This is a genomic window from Methylomonas sp. (assembly GCF_023228165.1).
GTDB lineage: Bacteria > Pseudomonadota > Gammaproteobacteria > Methylococcales > Methylomonadaceae > Methylomonas.
In genome coordinates this window covers 15367-31519 of record NZ_JALOBS010000048.1, presented here as the reverse complement: position 1 = coordinate 31519, position 16153 = coordinate 15367, and the positions used below count along the sequence as shown (strand labels likewise).

Below are 16153 nucleotides of genomic sequence, written 5' to 3'. Positions count from 1 at the left end.
TGACGTTGCCGGCTTCATCGTAGGCGAAGGTTTGAGTTTTGTCAGTCGGGGTTTCGACCAAGGGGTCGACGATTTCAATCACGCGGCCCAGGTCGTCGTACTTAAAGGTAGTGATACGGCCTTCGGCGTCGGTGATCGTCAGCCGGTTGCCGAACAGGTCGTAGCTGTAGGCGGTGAGGTGGTTTTGGGCGTCCTTGCTTTGCGTCAGGCGGTTCAATTCGTCGTAGATACGGCTTTCGGTGCAGCCGTCGGCATTGAGTGGCTGGTAGCCCGGCACCTGAGTGTCGGCGTGTTCGTTGGCGTCGATGCGGCAGGTTTGGTTGCCGTTGGCGTCGTATTGGTATTGGGTTGTAAAGCCAAAAGCATCGATGACTTTGGTCAAACGGCCGATGGCATCATACTCGCTTTTTGTGGTTTCGCCGTTGGCGTTGGTAACCGCAATCGCTTCGCTGCGTAGGTTGTATCGGGTTTCCGTGCGATGGCCGTTGCCGTCGACAGTCGCGGTTTTCCGGTTCATGGCGTCGTATTCGTATTGCGCGACATGGCCGTTGGCGTCGGTGACTTTAGTTAAATTGCCGGCTGGGTCGTAGGCGAATTGGCTGGTATGACCCAATACGTCGGTGGTGGCAATACGGCGGTCGGCGGCGTCGTATTGGTGGCTGGCGTCGGTGCGGACGATATAGGTGTTGTCGGCTTGCTTATGCCAGACTTTCTCTTGGTAAATCTGACCGTTGGCGTCGTAGACCGTTTCATAAATCCGCCCTTCCGGATCGGAGGTCTTAATCAATCGATCTAAGACATCGTATTGGTAGCTCGTCGTCTGAAAAACCAAACTGGGATCGTTGGGGTCGGGCCGGTAAAGATTTTCGGCACGCAACCGGCCTAAGGTGTCGTATGTGTAAAGCACATAGAGAAACGGTTTGTTGTTATCGTCCGATTGGTTGACGATTTTGAACGCAGGATAAAGGTTATTTGGGTCAAATGCCCATAGCGTTTCCCGAAACCGGTTGGGGTTGCCGGCTTCGATATACTCTTTAGTCACGCAAGGATTGCCGAAGGTGTCGTAGGTGTAACTGGCCAGCAACACGTCAGTTTGGCCATTGAGATCGGCGCGGGTTTCCTTGCGCTTGCCTTGGATATCGCCGCAAAGCGCTTCGGCGGCGGTGGTCGTGACGGCGTAAACGGCACGCTGGTTGTGACCGTTTTTGTCCTTGATGGCTGTGACTTGGTCGTAGATTCCGTAGTCGGTGTCGATATCGTGGTTTAGGGCGTCGCGTTCGCGGCTGACGTTGCCACCGGTGTCTGACGCGCTGCCGAAACCATGATCCGAACGGTAACTGTAGATTGTGGCATACCCCAAGGCGTCGTACTTCTTGTTACGGATGCCGTCGCCATTTTGGTTTTCGAATATCAATACGCCGCCGTCCGGCTCGGTCAGTTTGGTCATCCGTCCATTGATATCGTAGTTATATTCGCGCACACCACCGCGAGGATCGGTGACACGGGTGGATTTACGGTATAAATCGTAACTCAAGGTTTCGGTATGGCCCAGTGTATTGTGGTAGTTAAACACCCGGCCATTTTGATAATAGTTAAACGTCGTTTTAACCGTTTGGCCGTTGCGTTGCAGAGGTTGAATAATCTCGTGCAACAAGTGGCCGGGTTGATAGGTGTAATTTATCGCTTGGTTGAGCGGGTCCACCTTTATCGTCAAGTCGCTGCCGGTATAACCAAACAGCCAATACCGGCCTGTCCAGTCGTTGATGCTTTGGATGCGGTTGGTACTGTAGTAACTGAACACCAGTCCGGTGCGTCCGGCAATCCCCAGGTTATCGGTGACGGTGGCTAAGCGGTTTTGCGCGTCATAAGTGAGTATCAGCCGGTCGCCCCAGGGATTGTCGATATATTTCAAGCGGGCCTTGAGGCCGGGCACGGTTTTGATGTCGCCACTGGGCACTTCGAAAATATATTTGACGCCGTTTCTGAAGCTCAGGGTGTGCTGGCCGGTAACCGGACTATCCAGTGTCAGCGTATCAAAAACGCCTTTGGGATTGGTGATGGTAAAGGTGGTTTCATTAACCAAAAAATTCTGCTCGCCGCCACGTTCGTCAGTGTAGGTGATCGACGAAGTAAGGTTATTGGCGTTTTCAGGTTTCTGCGTGCTGTCGCAATTGGGGCAAATGCCGAAATCGTTAGACTTTAGGCGCATGCCGTAGGAATGCGTCCAACCGGAACCCAAGCCGCGGTCCAAACCCGTGGCCGTAGGTGAGCTGTTATAGGTGCGGGTAAACACATAATCGAGGCCGTTGCGGCCTTTGATCCGAATGTCGGTTTCGTCGTGGTAGTTGTTGCCCGTGACCGTGGATACCGGATCCACGGTAGACGGGGTGCGGATTGGATCGTTGTTGACAGCACTGACCAGCAGTTGGTCGTTGAACTGGTCGTTATTGAAGGTGGGTGCAACCGATACCGCGCCGGTATTAATGGCGGTGGCCGGTTCCAGCGTGACGCTGCTGTCGACATAGCCGCCGGCATGGAGCGGTTGCGCTGTAACCAGCAAAAACGTGGTAGCGAGGCGAAAAATCGAGCTAACACGAACATCGGAGCGACAAAATGGATTGATGTAGGGTTGCATGCTCAATTACCGTGATTGACGATTTTGAAATTTATCGAAGTTAATTCGTCATTCGGCAGCAAATAACCTTTGCGAATATAAACCTCGAAGCGATTGTTGGGGCCGGGAACGAGCGTTGACGGTATGACGTACTCGACCCAACTTTGATTGAGATCACGGAGATAAAGATCGTTTCGAACGCCGGCAAGGCTTTTGCTGGGATAAGCAGTGGAATTTGCGGTGTTATTACGATAGACGAGCGTCGAAGGCGAGAAACCTTGTTGAGTGTCGAAAAAATTGAAGAAGTCTTGGCCGATAATGTTCGGAACGATGTTATTCGCCCAGTTACTGTACAGCGTGTTCAAGGCATCGTCATGCAGAAAATACGACATATTCGTCCCGTCGCAGGTGGTGTAGCCTATCGGTACGCGCCAGGGGTATAACGTATTAATCTCATTGATTTTGTTGGCAGTACAACTAGACCAGCCATAAAGACCGTTCGTTGGACTGTAAACATAACTCCAGGTATATAAATGCGGTACATCGGTGGCGGTATTTACCGTCTTCAGAAAGGCATCAAAATTGGCGCCGGCGGTGGCATGCGTCCATGCGGCTGGCGTGGTGTTGTTGATTGTGAATGTGGTATAGCCGAATCCGGCGGGCACTGTCGTGCTAAAGCCCTGAAATTGGTCATATAGCGCCGGGAGGGTATCCTGTAGATTGTTTTTGAGAGGATTAAGCAAACTCGCTCCGCTGGCCAGCGCCATCTGAATGCCGCGCACGGTCGATACGGCGTCGTAGCCGGTCAATTCCTGCCAGACTTCATGTTCCAACGATGAGCCGATATGACCCATAAATTCGAATTGGCGGTTGGAATACGTCAAGGGGGCGTCCTGTGTGCGGTAAGCGCCGCTGACCGTAATGCCTTTCATGTCGATCAACAGGCCGCCCGGCAACACCGCAAACGCAGTGTCGCCGATATACTCGACGTCGTATACGGAACTGACGACACCGAGAAAGCCGACAATCGGCGTTTTGGTTTTCATCAGCTGGTCGGCCCGTTCGACTTGTTCGCGCAGTTTGGCGTAATACTGGGTAGCGGCAACGTAAAGCAAGCCGCCGGTTAAATCGTCCAGCGCCGGTTTATATTGCAACAAAGGCGGATCGGAGCTGTCCCAGCCGTTACCGGTGATGTCGACATAGGGCGTGCAGTTCAAGCCGTTGGTAACATCGCAGGCTTGCCCGTTGCTGCCGGGATCCGAGGGGTCGAACACAATTTTATAATGGCTGTTATCTGCTAACAATTGATCGGCGGCCCGATCTACCAGCGACCAATTGGAATATTCGCCGCCGGTGCCCAGCAAATAATAGCCGCCAACGATGCCAGCATACTCGGCTGTAATCGTAAAATCATCGCCGCCACTGCTGGGATCGGGCCTACCGTCCATGGAAAGGGTGATAGTAAATGGGTCGCCAACCGTCGGTATATAGCCGGGTATGCTGCCATTGCCTGAAATTGGCCGGGCGATTTCTGTACCGCCCAGCCGAAACACCATATTCGGTGTATTACCGGGCGCTGGAAATTCTGTGGTCAACGTCAATCGCTTCGTATTAAGCTGGGCTAATAATAGTGAGACGCTACCCATTTGAGTGACAGGGGTCGATGACGAGGGGGTGAGGATAGTGATGTCAATCGCTAGTGATTTTGCCCATGTCTTCGGTTCGTCGGCCGGTACCACAGCATCGTGCAGTGCCACCGAGTCGTAGCGCCGAATGGTGCTAATTACCGGGTAAGGCAACGAAGCGGGTAACAAGCCGTCGCGGGTTTCGATGATTCGTCCGGCATCGGCTACGTCTTCCAGGGTTTTGCCGGGATGGTTGGCACGCAACCACGTGGCAATCTGTTCTTCCAGAATGGTCAGCGGGTTTTTGTCTTTGCGTAAAAGCGGGTCGGTCTCCGCGTCTTTAATGGCGTTGTAGTAGCCTGTGTAGTCGAAACTCAGGGCGTTATAGGGGTCAATATTCAAGTCATTGTAGGCTTTTTGTTTGAAACTGCCGTCCAAGGGTATCCAGTTACACTGCGAGCTATTCGCCGCCAGGGTACAGTCCACCGAGGTCCCGGTAGGCAGGCCCCGGTATTGGCTGAACGGCACCAACGCTTCGGTCCAGACATGTTCCAAGTCGACCGTGCTGCGGTCGGCCGCCAGTACGACACCCTGTATGCCTTGGTCTTTCAGAATTTGTACGGCGACATCCGGATTGCCGACGCCCAGCCAATTGGTCATTTGCGCCGAAGGAATCCTTACTGTGCCGACCGCATAGCGGGCCGGTATGTTTTGTGAGCGCAGCATGGCAATCAGCGTCGTTGCAATATCGACATCGCTGCCGCGTTGACCCAGAAAGGTATTGATCGATCCGGAACGCGAGCCGTGATACGCTGCATAGTCGAAATGGTTGCGCACGTACTCGTAGATGGCCACGGCATTACCTAACTGCGCCGCTGTGTCGGCCAGGGGTTGGGCGTCGCTGGTGGAAAAGATGATTTCAGGCGTCTCCGGTTGTTGGGCCAACGCGTCGGTCACGGATAAGGCGGCTACTACACTCAAGGCGGTAACGATTAGCTGACGTATTTTCGGCAAACACTGGCGTGGCGACATGGCGATTCCCTGTTAATGACCGGCTGGCGTTTTGCGGCGTGTGTTAGGCGGGGGTTTAGGTGCTTCGGTCTCTCTCCACGGCATGGCTTGCAGGGTTGGTGTGTCGTGCATCAATGCCGTGTCTGTGATAAGCCGTTTTTCGGGCTTGAGCTGATCGCGCAATGCACGTAATTTTCTGAGACGATCAGCATTATCATTACTCAGGATGGTTTCCAGTTTGTCCGCCCACTCATCGTATAGCCGGCCCTGTTGTTCGCCGATAGGTAATCCGGCGGCATAGACTTCGGTCTTGGCAGGCTTGTTGTTCCGACTTCGCAACTGACCGGCCTGTTGACGCAGGTTACCGACTTCGTCCCACGCTTGATTTTTGCGGAGGGTGATGGCGGGTGAAGCGGTTAGGGAGGGCTGACTACTGGGTGTATTCAGCGCTTGTCGGGATAAGTGGGAGGCAGAGGGTGATGGAGACGCTTCGGCGGCAATCAAGTTATCTAATGAGGTACGCAATTGATTCAAGGGGCCTTTATCGATAGGCGCTTGCGTATCGCGGTTTTTTGCCTGCAATACATGCCGCCCTATCAGACGGATGGCGTCGAGTTTTTCCGGAGACAGTGGATGATTTGAGATGTTGTCTTCGGCGTCGACGGCAGCGCGCGGGTCGGCGTGCGCCGTAACGGCCACCAAAAGTAAACATAACAACACATGCATAATTATGCTCCCTTAACGATTGGCGAACGGCAAAAATGCCGCATAGTGATAAACAACCCCAGCGCCATCAGCAGTTGGCCGGGTAACGGTACCGCCGGCACCTGTACCGGTACGCCGGGATTACCCGGATTACCGGTCCAATCCAACGACGCCAAATGGGTCAGATTATCCAGCGGCGCGATACTGGTAAGGTTGTTGTCGTTGAGGTCGGCGCTGGCCAGATTGACGGCCCATTCCAGCCCGGTCAGATCGGCGATACCCTGATTGACGGCGGTCAGGCTGGTTAATTGCGCCAGTTCGCCTCGGTTCAGATAATCCATGGAGTTACGCCCAAGAGCCTGATTGATGGCTCGCCGCAACGCTTGGTCGGGTATCGCCACCGGTGTGGACTGCACTGAGGCGGCGGTGGCGGTGGCGGTGGCCACGGCCCGCGTCGCCAGGGCTGTGGTATAAAGGTCGGCATTCCAACTGCCGTCCGTAGCCGATTGGCTGGAGACCAAGCGCGATAGAAAGGTGTTGGCGAGACCGCTGTCGCCGGCTTCTTGCGCGGCTTGTGCCGCCAGCGCTTGAACAACCGTCGGCGCAGCTGAGTCGACTAAGGTGTTGAGCGTGTTCAGACCGTTGTTGATGACTGGCGTCAAGCTGGCATCCTGCGGGGTATAGCGAGCCAGGGCTTGCACCACCAGCGCTGTTGTGGCCGGATCGCTACTGTCGGCATTGCCGATAGCCCAACCTCGGTCGTTGGTACCGGCACGTTGGCTGCTCTTTAAAAAGTTCAGTGCCGCTTGCACTTGTACGTTGCTACCGAGCTCGCTGTAAGCCACCAACGCCAAGGCAGTGTCAATAGCGGAACTGGTGTAGTTTGAGGACAGCCCCCAACCCGCGTACATGCCGCCATTAAGAGACTGGGCATTTTGCAGATAGGTCAGCGCATAACCCAGATTGTCGCCATGACCGGTCAAAGCCCCAGCCCGCCGGGAAATCAGATCGACATTACCGGCCTCATGACTTTCCAGCCAGGTCAAGCCGGCAAAGAAGGCGGTTTGCCGTTTGTAGGCGGTACCGAGCGCGCGAACCGCCGCACTGGTGTAAACCGCTTGAACCCCAGGACTGTTTCCCCAGCTGCCGTCGCTGTTTTGTTGCGATGCCAACCATTGCGCGCCGTTTGCCGCGGGTTGATCGTAGGTGCCGGCGTTAGCGGCTATACTGAGGACCAACAAGCAGGGCGTAAACAAGCTACGAAATTTCATGGAATAACATCCTTTTCATTCGGATCGTTGAAACCGGTCGGGGTTTAAAGAATACTCATTGCTTAGCACTGGCTAACGCGCTACTTCATGAGCATAGGGTAAAAACTACATGTAAAATATGACGAGAGCATGACGAAGGACGATTTGCCATTTAGGATTCAATCCCCATCAAGTGGCCAAAGTTTGTTATGCAGAATTCAAATACCGGACTAATCAGCATCGTCCGGATGGATAAAGGAAAAAACTATTGACCAAAAATATCCGTTGAAATTAAAGGAAATTTTGGAAATTCACATCGGATTAAAGAACGTGCACTGCTCAATCTGGCGACAGAGGACAAGCAATAGAGGTTGAGAACTAGTCAAATTAAAGGTTGGTAATGTGCTTCTTCGAAGCCTTATTTTAGTAAGCATGAACGTCCGCTTTCGAGCAGCACCCATGGGCCGACTAAAATTTCTTTAGGTTGGCGATTGACTGCTAATGGCCGAACTTGCTCTGTCAGGCGACGTGAAGCGTTTACCTTGTGAGTGTCAGCTATTGTAATATGCCCCATCGAAGCTATTGAGTTAACGCAACTTGTTACTTGCGATTTTCAATAAGGCGGTTTCGCTGCTCCGCCCATAAAACGCTGGCGGTCTGTTCCGTAATGCTGCCGTCTTGTACCAATCGGCATAAGCCTAAATACTGCGCGTACAAGTTGATAATTCCTTCGTCCTCGGGGTACCTTTTGAACAGGTCCCGCTGCTTTTGATCGCTCTCAGGATTGCAGAATTCGCCTGGGATGGGCAGAAAATCAAACTAGTCACCATCTCCTATGGCTGCAAAGCCCTTTGTTGCGAACAGCAATAAAGTCGTGAATAACCATTTTGTGGCCATCAATTACTCCGGTGGCATGATGCTGTTGTGATGAATAACGTCATTGGATTATTGTCCTGTAGCATTGAACTTAGAAACCTTTGTAGTAACGGTTTTATTCCGCCAACAGCGCAGTCATCGTTGACTTGGCATTACACTGCGCTATGGTTTCGGTTAGTTGTCGTTCGTCCGATTGATGTTTAATAGCTTCCGTGCCATTAAACTCAAATGCCTAATAATCCTTTTTAGCAAAGGTCACGATTTGGCTTTTTTTGAAGGGTGAGTTTTCAAATGGCATTTTTGTACAACTCGGACTTAAGGGTTGCATCCCTTCCGAACTCGGCGCATAAATCAAAAATCCACCTTTCATTGCCAGTACCGCACGATATTGATGGGCTATCGTGAAATATAAAAAACCTACTTCAACCTGTTTTTCTTTTAACCTCATAGTGTGCTAGGGCTGGGTAAAAAATAAATAAGGCGTTATAACCGACTTACATTGAGTGTAAACCAATCATATTGCCTTTGGTATCCATCACCAACCAGATGTAGCCGTAAATTGCCAATCGACATTTTTTTCGATGAACTGAGCCGTCAGACATAGATTTCAAACCAGGCAAAGGATTGATGGGCATAGCGCAACTCCGACGCTGTCAAGCGGAAAATTAGGCACGAAAAGGCTAGTAACAATATTGCAATATCCAACAAGGCCAACATCAAACAGGCGCAGAGTCTTGCTGCTGAGGCTTACGCTTATCCGCGAAGCTGGCTTCTTCTTTGGAAACGAATCCCGCTGCATGGCCGTGTAAATTGACTCTGGCAGCACCCGCAACCATGCATTCGTTGTAGCGTTTACCCTGACACCATTTTTTCAACGCCGCGCGAATCTCGATGGCTGAAAGCTCAAGCTGTTCGGCATGCGCCACTAGGTCTTTATGGATGCCGATTTTTAACGGCATTTTAGCCGCCGGTTTTTTCGGAAACGCCAGCGGGAAATATTTTTGCAGCAGACCAATATGTTTCACGACAGGATCAACCGGCGGCCTGTTGGGATTTTCAGCTTCTTGCTGAATAGCTTCTTTTTCAGCAGCCTGCCTGGTTAATTGTTCTTTTAAAGCAGCGAGTTGTTCAAATGCCATGGTCAATGTTTAAAAATTGGGAAGTTGATCGTTAGCTTACCGAGGCCACTGGCAATAGGCAAAGTATCTGTTGCGCAGCAAGGGTGAGACTACTGTGATGATTTTACCGGGCTGATGAAACCATCGATTATCTGAATATTTTGGCTAATCAAAAATAATTGTTTAGCAAACCGCCATATTGACCTCCCATTTTAAGCTCCTGATCCATCATGACATTACAAAATCACGCCACGGACGTCGCTTAAAAACCACTTGTAACGTGGGTTTCAACGTAGCCAGTACGTTTGCGCGTTTGGTTGGCTTATGTGCAAAAGGCTTATGCCAGGACAAATCGATTGCAACCAGGGAAAATGATCAACGGGTAAAGAAAAACGCTAACGGAAAAAGGCTAAAAAGGCCGGAAGGGAAGGGGGGATTAACGGGAAAGGGCTTATCCTGAAAAGGCGTAACGACTTTATCAAATTGGCTGGCAGCGCAATAATTGGCTAAAACCGTCGCCAGGCTAATCAGGGTTTTAGCTTCAAATTCCAGCGCCAACTCGGCAGACTTTCTCGCAAAAATCACGGATAGCGAACGCCTAGCAAGAGCGTTCCCGACCATTTTGAGCGAGTCATCATGAATCCAAACGCCCTCCAGCCTGCTGTGTTGATTGTACTGCCAATCCTTTTAGTGACGTTAGCTGGCTGCACGCCGATAAAATCTGAGCAAAACAGTCTTATTGCCTCTGAAGACAGCAAGGGCAGCCGAATTGATCCAAACCACAATCCTCAAGCCGCTGCAGAGGCTAAGTTGCTACCCATTTACCAGAAAAGTACTGCCAACCGAGCAGCACTGATTGTTCAAGCCGGCCGCTACAGTGCCGTTACAGCAACACCGCTACAGGCTCAACGGTATCCTTTGGATGTGATCATCGATGTGACAATACCGGAGGCCTGCATCAGCATCGAACAAGCCATACGCTTTCTATTGCGGCGCAGCGGTTATGAATTAGACGCCCCCGTGCAAGCCGAAGTGGTTGAATTATTAACCAAGCCGCTGCCGGCAGTGCATCGAAAACTTGGTCCCATGCCATTAAAAGACGCACTGACGCTACTGGTCACCCCGTGCTTTGTGCTGCAGGACGAGCCGATCAAGCGGTTGATACGTTTCAGCCCTATCACTGAAAACCGGGGAGGGCTGTGATGAATCTCGAACCAGAAACAGAGGCTTCAAATAATGTCGAGCTGGACACAGTGCACCGCGAATGGCGTTCCGCGCCGCACTGGCTAAAACTTGCTGGCGGGGGATTAGCTGCATTATTGGTGATGCTATTGTTCTGGGTCGGCATGACCCATATTGATCCTCCCAAGCCAAAATCCATGTTGGATGTTGAGACACAGGTCGACGATCAAGTTAAGCCGGGCAACGATTTAGAGACAGCATCAACAATTCCAGTGGTGATACTTCCTACTGAAGCCCCTGAAGATCCAGATAGTCCTGCCGCAGTTGACATACAAACTGTAATGGTCAACAAAAACCGTCCATTTGCAGCAGCAAATCAACAAATAGCTGCACTGACTCAGGCCATCACTCTGTTGAAAACAGCGTTGGCAGATCAGATCAGTCAATACGAAGCCTGGCAAAGCCAACAAACTGATTTAATGCGTACAGTACAGCAGCAACTGACCGCACAGACTACGAAACTGGAACACCTGGAAGCGCTGTTAAAGCAAAACACCGTCGCCAAAACCAAGCCAGTCAAGCGGCCAAAATCTAAGTCAGCTAAACATCAAAAACGCCGGGTCAAACTAAAAGTACCCTTTGATCTGGTGAGTATCGATCAATGGGGCGATCAGGCGTATGCCGTATTGCGGCATAACGGCCAGTGGTTCGAAAAAACCACCGGGCAAACCCTGCTGGACTGGCACATCGATTCCATTAACCGCGATAGCCAGACGCTGACGGTTAAAAACCCGCAGGGTCACTCGCAAACCTTGTCGATCACCTCTAACGTCAACCGCCAGCATGGCCGACCAGATGGCGACTAAACGTTTGCTATTGATTATCAGCGTTGTAGTGCCGCTCATCAGACTTCAACAGCCGGCGCAGGCAACCGAATCTCAGACCAAGCCAGTCAACTATACCGAATCGCAAGCCCAGCCCGTTGCCGAAGACACACTACGCCGACAAAACTGGTCGTTGTCAGTGGATGAATGGAGCCGTTATAAAAGCCTGATGCAAGGCATCCGCGGTAGCATCAGTCCGGCCAGTATTTCACCGATCGAAGTGTTGGGCACCCATGCCCGAACCAATCAGGAACGCCGGCGTTATGCCGAAATCTGGGCCAGAATGCGTCATGACGACGCCGAACGGATCCTGGCCTTTCAACAAGCCTATGCGGAAGCCTTTCAAACCTTATATCCCAACGAACCGCTAATCGATCTGGCCCGCTTAAAATCCAATACACCGGCCAAACCAACCTTAGCCTCTGGCGAACGGTTATTGGTGTTCTTACAAATCAAACACTGCCCGGCCTGTGAAACGCTGGTGCAGCGCCTGCTACAGCAGCCGGCATTCAAAACCCAACAGATCGATCTGTACTTTGTTGATACCCAACCGCAACGGGATGATGGCTTGATCCAGCAGTGGGCGAAACAACAGCCACTCGACAGCGCCCGCTTAAAGCAGGGCTTGATTACCTTGAACCATGATCAGGGCAACTTTTTTAAAGTGACTCAGCAGCTGGTCGGAACTATGCCGCAAGTCTTTAAACTCTCAGGTCAAACGCTAGAAGATCTGAGGTTATAAGCGGCTGCCGAAAATTCTCGATCAGCGCAAATCAAAGCAAAGAAAATCAGATTAACGATCATGAAAACACTGCATCACCCCGGCAAATGAAAGCCGCTTGGCCATGACTTTCAGAGTAAGACATAGGAAAACGCAACAAATCACCGAGAGCTAGGTTATGCCGATGACGACGATAGTTTCTAAAACTCCATCCTTATACCCGAGCCTAAGTCCATGTCTAAACCTAAACCCTTTTAACGCAGTGATGGTGGTCTTACTTTGTGGATGGATGCCACCCAGTGTGGCCAAGAGCGCGGTCAAGGAAACCATACCGGTCACTTATCAACACATCGCCGCTGAACATAAGCTGCCACCCTCCGTGCTGTATAGCATCGCCATCACCGAAAGTGGGCAAAAACTGCGCAGCGGCAAGCTGCGGCCCTGGCCCTGGACGCTGAATGTGGCCGGCAAACCGATACGCTATCGGACCCGGTGGGCCGCTTGGCAAGGTCTGACGACGTATCTACAACAAGGCATCGATTTAATCGATGTCGGCATCATGCAAGTCAATTGGCGTTATCACCGGCAACAATTGGGCTCTCCCTGGCAAGCACTGGAGCCATTCCACAATACACGCACCGGCGCCCGGATACTTAAACGCGAATATCAAAAAACCGGCACCTGGAAAACCGCCATTGGACGTTATCATTCACCCGGCACAAAACCTAAGCAGCAGCAACGTGCCCAAAGGTATGCGCAACGCGTATTCAAACGCATGACGCACTTACAAAGCCGGTAATCATGCCTATCGCCCTGCGGTAGTTTTGAACAATACCTGTGCTTTACAGGCCACGGGCTATCTCAGCCAGCATGTTCTGATGATCGACATAATCAATATTAATGCTGATCTGTTTACCACCCTGCACTAAACGCAAGGTGGGATACGCAGAAACGCCCATAGCGCGTGCCGATTGAATCTCCTGCGCTAACTCAACCGCTATTGCCGGACTGAGTAGATCTTGGTTAAAGGCAACGCAATCCAAACCGATTTCAGCCGCACAGGCTTGCAGGGTAGGGATCAGCGATGGATTTCTGGCCTGCTGGTAATAAGCCAACTGAATGGCGCGTAGCAGCCGAGTCTCATAGTCAGCACCTTGCCGCCTGGCCGCTAATAGCGCCCGGCAAGCCGGATAGGTTGATCGCACCGGCGTGTTCAAACGCCAGAAATCAAAATTAAACATAACACCTGGCACCCTAGTTTCGATACGCCGCCAAGTCTGTTGAATTGCCTGCTGCATTTCAATCGGCATCGGTGTGCTGGTATCCGGCGCCAAACCGCCCAGCAAATACACAAACTCGATAGAGGCAGGCAAGTCTTGTTGTAAAGCCTGTAAGCTAGCACTGAAGGCATAGCACCAGCTACACATCGGGTCATGGATATAAAACAAACGCGGTGCCGGCATCAGTGTATTCATGAATTTAGCGCAAGATAGAAAACCGAAGACGGTCATTGTAGGCACGGCATTGACGCCAGCGCTAGCATCATGATCAGATGCAGGCTGATCAAACACCGATAGCTTCAACGATTTGCTGTCATCCATCAGGCAAAACTCGGCTACTATTCAGCTAACTGAATGGAGAGCCTCCATGACTGACGTGTTACTAGTCCTTTTTATCCTTACACTGGTTTATCTCATGACAAAAACGCCCAAAATCACCCCTGAAAAGCCGACATCTACTCCAGCCAAAGCAGAACAACCTGCAACGGCAGTAGCCAGTAAAACCACCGTTAAAAAAACCACTACCGCACAGAAAACCCCGAAAAAATCCCCAGAGGTCGCGACCAAAGCCCAGACTGAACAAACTCCAGTGGTCGAAGCGACTAAACCCCAAGCTGAAACGTTCGCAGCGACCATCACTTCCACCCCCAAAGCCGAACAGCCGCAAGTTAGCAAAGTCACCCCTAAAAAACTCAGCCCCGCTAAAAAAGCCCCGAAAAAGCCTGAAACCGTTGTGCCAGAACCTGTCGCAGCAACGCCGGAAATATCCGCACAAGAACGCACCGGTTTAACCGCTGGCAGCATTTGGCATTATCTAGCGGCAAACGGCGCTACCTCGGTGGCAAAATTAATTAAGGAACTACCGGAAGAAGAAAAAATCATCCAACGCAGTATCGGCTGGTTGGCCCAGGAAGATAAAATCACACTGAGTATTGTTGACCGAGCTGAGACGATAGCCTTGAAAGAATAGCTTGGCTTGCAGGTGGGCGAAACATGACCCAATAGTTCGTCATTGTTACCTAGAACAGGATGGCACTTATGATCGGGCGTTAGCGGTGTCGCCAGAAACAACTAAATCAGATTACAGGCGTTTTGTGCTATGGATTTGATGGGGGGAATGGGCTAAAACTGATTGGCTTGCAGAAATTAGCCAATTTATTGTTTCGGTCATTTAGAGACAGTCACGACCGGCCGCTGAGGATGCTGGCGAAATTTTCCATCCCTAAGTTCAGCGAATGGCAGCTTTTCGGCAAGCAACCTTGAGTCCTCTTTGGCTCGATCCGGCCACAACCGGACCATCAAGGTTTTTCTACCGGATGTCTGCTTCATAAGCTTATTCTGACACTCAGTATCAACATATTGCCTATTTTTTGCCGTTCCTCGAAACGGTAAGGATTAGTAATGACGAACGCTCTTGCGCTTATTTCAAGCTAAACCACCGATCAATTCAAAATTTGATAGCCTCCCAAAGATAATCAATGCAAAGAGCTGGCGTTTATAAGTTCATCTGAAACCAGTCCAATTGTTGATGGAGTGTAACTACAGAACCGACAATAATCAGCGTCGGCGGCGTCATCTCGGCCTGTTCCACACGACTGGGCATATCCACTAGCGTTCCGGTTAAAACCCGCTGGTTTCGAGTCGTACCTTGTTGAATGACGGCAATGGGATGATCGGCCGGACAACCGTGTGCCATCAGCGATCGGCAGATGGTTGCCAATCCGGCCAGCCCCATATAAATCACAACGGTTTGATTGGGACGAGATAATTGCTGCCAGTCGAGATTGATGCTGCCGTCTTTTAAGTGGCCGGTGACAAATGTACAGGATTGAGCATGGTCTCGATGGGTCAGCGGAATGCCCGCATAACTGGCACAACCTGCCGCCGCCGTAATGCCGGGCACGACCTGAAAGCGGATCCCGAGTTGTATCAAGGACTCAATTTCTTCACCCCCACGACCAAAAATAAAAGGGTCGCCACCCTTTAATCGGGCGACCCGTTTGCCGGCCAAGGCTAAATCAATTAACAGTTGATTGATCGACTCCTGCGGTAGGCTATGGTTATCTCGCTGTTTACCGACATAGATTTTCTCGGCGTCTCGTCGAGCCATGTCGAGAACGTCTATAGAAACCAGCCGGTCATAAACAATAACATCGGCCTGTTGCAGCAAACGCAAGGCTTTAAACGTTAATAAATCCGGGTCGCCAGGACCGGCACCTATTAAATACACTTCACCCTGATTTGCTGTAGGGTCAACCTGCCGCAGTTGCGACTGAAACAGTTCTTCCGCTTCGCTCTGCTTACCTACAAAAACTAATTCAGCCACAGGGCCTTGTAAAATCTTTTCCCAGAAAACCCTGCGTTGAGTCGGTTGTGGAATGCGTTGTTTGACCAATAATTTGAATTTCTCAGCAAGCTTCACCAACAGGCCAAACGATGCCGGAATTGCACTTTCTACCCTAGCGCGTAAAAGTCGCGTTAATACGGGAGATACACCACTTGAGGATATAGCGATAAGTAGGGGCGAACGGTCAATAATGGCTGGGAAAATAAAGGAACATAACGCCGGATCATCAACCACGTTAACGGGGATTTTCCGCTGATTCGCCAACTTGGAGACCTCGATATTAGTGACGCGGCAATTGGTAGCGGAAACCACGAGTCCCATACCGTCGATATCCTCATCCGTAAATGCTTTTTGGCGGATAACGATTGGATTCGAACGTTGCAACGCGGATACCGCGTTACCAATTTCTGTAGCAACGACGACAATGTTGGCTCCAGCCCGGATCAATAATTCAATTTTTCGCGCCGCGATTTCACCAGCGCCTACCACCAAGCACGTTTGGTCTTTAACTTTTAAGAAAAGGGGGAAATATTCCATAAC

14 protein-coding genes are annotated in these 16153 nt (G+C 51.1%); 5 read left to right on the top strand and 9 right to left on the bottom strand.

All coding sequences use genetic code 11. The annotated features are described in order from the left end of the window. The 7 genes from M0R33_RS22620 to M0R33_RS22590 all read right to left on the bottom strand — a co-directional run. Window positions 1-2635: DUF6531 domain-containing protein (locus M0R33_RS22620; RefSeq protein WP_292574238.1), on the bottom strand; the 2635-nt coding region annotated here is incomplete at its 3' end. A 2-nt stretch (window positions 2636-2637) separates the two neighbouring features. Then, window positions 2638-5271 (bottom strand): transglutaminase domain-containing protein, encoded by a 2634-nt coding sequence (locus tag M0R33_RS22615; RefSeq protein WP_292574237.1) that lies wholly within the window; start codon window positions 5269-5271, stop codon window positions 2638-2640. Window positions 5272-5283: 12 nt separating this feature from the next. Beyond that, window positions 5284-5976 (bottom strand): hypothetical protein, encoded by a 693-nt coding sequence (locus M0R33_RS22610; RefSeq protein WP_292574236.1) that lies wholly within the window; start codon window positions 5974-5976, stop codon window positions 5284-5286. Window positions 5977-5978: 2 nt separating this feature from the next. Then, a complete protein-coding gene (locus M0R33_RS22605; RefSeq protein WP_292574235.1) occupies window positions 5979-7226 on the bottom strand; it encodes a prenyltransferase/squalene oxidase repeat-containing protein in 1248 nt (415 codons plus the stop codon). Between the two features lie 1087 nt (window positions 7227-8313). After that, window positions 8314-8529 carry a hypothetical protein gene (locus M0R33_RS22600; protein WP_292574234.1) on the bottom strand — a complete coding sequence of 72 codons (216 nt, stop codon included), beginning with the start codon at window positions 8527-8529 and terminating at the stop codon, window positions 8314-8316. Between the two features lie 46 nt (window positions 8530-8575). After that, entirely contained in the window at window positions 8576-8716 is a 141-nt protein-coding gene (locus M0R33_RS22595) for a hypothetical protein (protein ID WP_292574233.1), read from the bottom strand. An 81-nt stretch (window positions 8717-8797) separates the two neighbouring features. Beyond that, on the bottom strand, window positions 8798-9220 hold the full coding sequence (locus M0R33_RS22590) for a ProQ/FinO family protein (RefSeq protein ID WP_292574232.1): 423 nt from the start codon (window positions 9218-9220) through the stop codon (window positions 8798-8800). A gap of 615 nt (window positions 9221-9835) precedes the next feature. Here M0R33_RS22590 and M0R33_RS22585 point away from each other — a divergent pair. The 4 genes from M0R33_RS22585 (at window position 9836) to M0R33_RS22570 (ending at window position 12785) form a co-directional block, all read left to right on the top strand. Then, on the top strand, window positions 9836-10402 hold the full coding sequence (locus M0R33_RS22585; protein ID WP_292574231.1) for a hypothetical protein: 567 nt from the start codon (window positions 9836-9838) through the stop codon (window positions 10400-10402). Next, window positions 10402-11247, top strand: coding sequence for a hypothetical protein (locus M0R33_RS22580; RefSeq protein ID WP_292574230.1), 846 nt, complete (start codon window positions 10402-10404; stop codon window positions 11245-11247). Before M0R33_RS22585 ends, M0R33_RS22580 begins: the two co-directional genes overlap by 1 nt. Next, window positions 11237-12007: a TIGR03759 family integrating conjugative element protein gene (locus M0R33_RS22575; protein ID WP_292574229.1), complete on the top strand. Its 771-nt coding sequence runs from the start codon at window positions 11237-11239 to the stop codon at window positions 12005-12007. The genes M0R33_RS22580 and M0R33_RS22575 overlap by 11 nt, the downstream gene beginning before the upstream one ends. A 268-nt stretch (window positions 12008-12275) precedes the next feature. Continuing rightward, on the top strand, window positions 12276-12785 hold the full coding sequence (locus M0R33_RS22570; protein ID WP_292574228.1) for a transglycosylase SLT domain-containing protein: 510 nt from the start codon (window positions 12276-12278) through the stop codon (window positions 12783-12785). Between the two features lie 43 nt (window positions 12786-12828). Here the strand turns inward: M0R33_RS22570 and M0R33_RS22565 are convergent, their stop codons facing one another. After that, window positions 12829-13587, bottom strand: a complete 759-nt coding sequence (locus M0R33_RS22565; protein ID WP_292574227.1) for a DsbA family protein — start codon at window positions 13585-13587, stop codon at window positions 12829-12831. A 46-nt stretch (window positions 13588-13633) separates the two neighbouring features. Between M0R33_RS22565 and M0R33_RS22560 the strand changes: the two genes are divergently transcribed. Beyond that, window positions 13634-14236 carry a winged helix-turn-helix domain-containing protein gene (locus tag M0R33_RS22560; RefSeq protein ID WP_292574226.1) on the top strand — a complete coding sequence of 201 codons (603 nt, stop codon included), beginning with the start codon at window positions 13634-13636 and terminating at the stop codon, window positions 14234-14236. 525 nt (window positions 14237-14761) lie between these two features. Here M0R33_RS22560 and cysG read toward each other — a convergent pair. After that, on the bottom strand, window positions 14762-16150 hold the full coding sequence (cysG, locus tag M0R33_RS22555; RefSeq protein WP_292574225.1) for a siroheme synthase CysG: 1389 nt from the start codon (window positions 16148-16150) through the stop codon (window positions 14762-14764). Between the last annotated feature and the right edge of the window lie 3 nt (window positions 16151-16153).